Source organism: Corallococcus carmarthensis (genome assembly GCF_003611695.1).
Classification (GTDB): domain Bacteria; phylum Myxococcota; class Myxococcia; order Myxococcales; family Myxococcaceae; genus Corallococcus; species Corallococcus carmarthensis.
Genome location: NZ_RAWE01000410.1, coordinates 1 through 3,092 on the forward strand (window position 1 = coordinate 1; position 3,092 = coordinate 3,092).

Genomic DNA, 3,092 nt, shown 5'->3' on the forward strand with positions numbered 1-3,092 from the left:
GGCCCCCGCGGTGAAGCCACCCCCGCCCGTCAATCGCCCACCAGCGCACAACAGCCGGTCCCCGCTCTGGACTGACGCGGCGTTTCAAGACCCGGCACGTTTTCAAACCCTCTCATGAAATCAAACCCAGACCTGGCATGCGTTGACAGCATGGATGAGAACATTTAAAAGCATGGAATTGTAACAGCGCGGCTTGAACCGGATTCCAACGCCTGTCGTTTCCGTCTGGAATCCCCAGGGGCCGCGCCTTCAGAGGGGGATGTCTTGAGCCTGCCTCGCGCGACTTCCGGCGTCATCGTCCAGCAGCAGGGCGAAGCCTTCTTCCTCCTGGACACCGAGGGCGGAGAGGTCTTCCGGGTGAACGAGACCGCCGCACGCATCTTCGAGCTGTGCCAGGGCGACACGTCCCTGGACGGGGCGGTGGCGTCGCTGGCGCTCCGGCTGGGCGCCGCGGGCCAGGAGGAGCACATCCGCGCCGACGTCCAGCGCACCGTGGCCCAGTTCCAGGAGCTGGGGCTGTGCGAGCCCTCGCGTCCCGTCTGATTCTCCGCCGTCCGCTGTCATTCATGCCGTCGGGAGTGCAAGCGATTGGCCGCCGGGGACCCACGCGTCCGCGGCGTTGACACCCCATCACCGCTGAAGGGCCTTTTCCCCTCGTGAGAGGGACAGGCCGGGCCATGTCCTGGCCTCGAGGAATCCCGTGTCCCCGGGTCGCCCCGGGTGCGCGTGATACCAGACGTGAGACGTCTCATCACGGCTGGAATGAAGCACCGGTGTGTTGGCAGGCAATGTCAGACCCCCTGTCCACACTCCGCCATGTTTCACCGCAGTGGCAGTGAATGCAGCAACCCATCCCAGGAGAACCACCATGTACATCCAGTCCCAGATCGTCCGCGTGTCCGCGTCGTCCGACAAGTGCACCTGCTCCCTCGGCATGGGCGTCCTCACGACGACCACGAGCGCGGAGTAGTCGTCCCCGTCGTCTGCCTCAAAACCCAAACACCCATCCCAGGAGAACCACCATGTACATCCAGTCCGAGATCGTCCGCGTTTCCGCCGCCACCGACAAGTGCACCTGCTCGCTCGGCATGGGCGTGATCATCGTCGCCGCGGAGTAACGCGTTTCATGGCCGGGAGGAGGTCCGCAGCACTCCTCCCGGCTGTGTCTTCTCCTCGCGCACGCCGACCCCTCCCGCCCATGCTGCCCGCATCCACGCAGGTGTTGCTCTTCACGCAGGCGGACGTCGGCGGACACGCGCTCTTCCGGGTCGTGCCCGTGGAGGTGTCCGTGCGCCCCGGCCAGGGACGGCTGTGGACGGACGTGTCGCGGGGCAATGCCTTCACCGCCGCGTGGCAGGACCATGCGCGCCACCTGTCGGTGGTGGGCCGCGCGCGCTACGCGCTGCCGTGGGAGGAGACGGACCTGCACGTCTCGCCGCGCGGGCGGAACGTGACGCTGGATGGCAGGAGCGCGTCGCTGCCGTTGTTCGTCACGTGGGTATCGCTGCTCGCGGGCCTGCCGCTGCCGTCGCCCTTCCTGGGCACGGGCGTGGCGCTGGACGCGCATGGGGAACGGCTCGCGCCCGCGCCGCGTGAATTCCTCCAGGGAAAGCTGGGCGTGGCCCAGTCCTACGTGACGCAGGTGTTCCCGCGGGCGGGGAAGGTGACGGTGTTCGTGCCGGAGGGCAGCGGGTTCGACCCGGCGCCCCTGACGGCGCTGGACGTGCGGCCGGTGCCCACGCTCACGAAGGCGGTGGAGGCGGTGCTGGGACTGAAGCCTCGCGCGGACGGGCCCGAAGCAGGGGAAGGGGTGGGGGGATGATCCGCCAGGGCGCCGGAGTCCTCCGGGAGATGTATGGGCTGACGCGGGGGCTGGGAAATCTGAGGGTGATGCTGGGCTCGGGGCTCCTGGGCATGGCGGCCTCCGGCCTGCTCAACCCGGTGATGCCGTTGTATCTGCGCTCGCGCGGGCTGGGCTTCCAGGAGATTGGCGCGCTCTACACGGTGGGGGCGCTGTTGCCCATCTTCGTGCAGCCGGTGCTGGGGGCGCTGTCGGACCGCCATGGGCGCAAGCCCTTCGTGGTGGGCCTGTCGCTCGTCACGTCGCTGATGGTGCCGGCGGTGGCGCTGGTGGACGACCCGCAGCCGCTCGCCGCCGTGATGATCCTCAAGATGCTGCTGTCGCGCAGCGCCGCGCCGGTGTCCAACGCGATGGTGGCGGACTTCGCGCCCGCGAAGCAGCGCGCCACCCTCTTCGCGCTGCTGGACGCGACGTCGAACCTGGTGTTCGTCGCGGCGCTGTTCGCGTCCTCCGCCGTCATCCGCGCGCTGTCGGTGGCGGGCACCTTCTTCCTGGCGGGGGGCCTGTTCCTCGCGGGCAGCCTGCTGCTGCTGGGGCTGGACGAACCGGCGCGGCCTCCGCGCGCGGAGCCCGTGAGGGGGCGCGCGGGCGCGGGTTGGGGCCTGGCGCTGCGGGGGCTCCTGTCGCCGTTCACCTACGTGAAGGACCAGCCGGGCGCGGCGGCGCTGTTCCTCTGGCAGTTCTTCTTCACCTTCGCGCTGGCGCTGTTCCCCACGTACCTGCCGCTGTACGCGGTGGAACTGGGCGCACCCCGGGAGGCGGTGGGCCCGCTGGTGGCGGCGTCGTGGTTGACGTACGCGTTCGCGCAGCCCTTCGGTGGGCGGCTGTCGGACCGGATGTCCCGGCGCGTGGGGCTGATTGCTCCGGGCCTCGCGGGCATGGCGGTGATGGCGGCGGTGCTTGGGATTTGCGGATGGCTGCCGGACGGCGCCGCGCTGCTGACGCTGGTGGCGGCCTGGGTGCTGCTGGCGGTCCCGGATGGCCTGCACCGCTCCTCCGCGTCCGCGCTGGTGGTGGAGCAGTCCCCGGGCCCGTTGGAGCGCGGCCGCTTCATGGGCGCGCTGGGCTCCTGCGCCGCGGTGGCCTCCGTGCTCGCGCCCGTCACCTACGGCTTCCTCGCGCAGCGGGCCGGCATCGGCTGCGCGTTCCTCCTCTCGTCGGTGTGCCTCGTGCTGGCGCTCGGCTGTGTGTCGCGCGTGCGCGAGACGTCCTCCCACGCCCCGTCTGAACC

3 protein-coding genes are annotated in these 3,092 nt (G+C 70.1%); all 3 read left to right on the forward strand.

The genetic code is table 11. The annotated features are described in order from the left end of the window. Nucleotides 1-264 precede the first annotated feature (264 nt). A complete protein-coding gene (locus D7X32_RS43795; RefSeq protein WP_158625875.1) occupies nucleotides 265-543 on the forward strand; it encodes a PqqD family protein in 279 nt (92 codons plus the stop codon). Between the two features lie 655 nt (nucleotides 544-1,198). Next, complete coding sequence (locus D7X32_RS43800) at nucleotides 1,199-1,822, forward strand: hypothetical protein (protein ID WP_120608397.1); 624 nt, start codon at nucleotides 1,199-1,201, stop codon at nucleotides 1,820-1,822. Then, a partial coding sequence (locus tag D7X32_RS43805) for an MFS transporter (RefSeq protein ID WP_147450517.1) occupies nucleotides 1,819-3,092 on the forward strand: 1,274 nt, incomplete at its 3' end. The genes D7X32_RS43800 and D7X32_RS43805, both read left to right, overlap by 4 nt.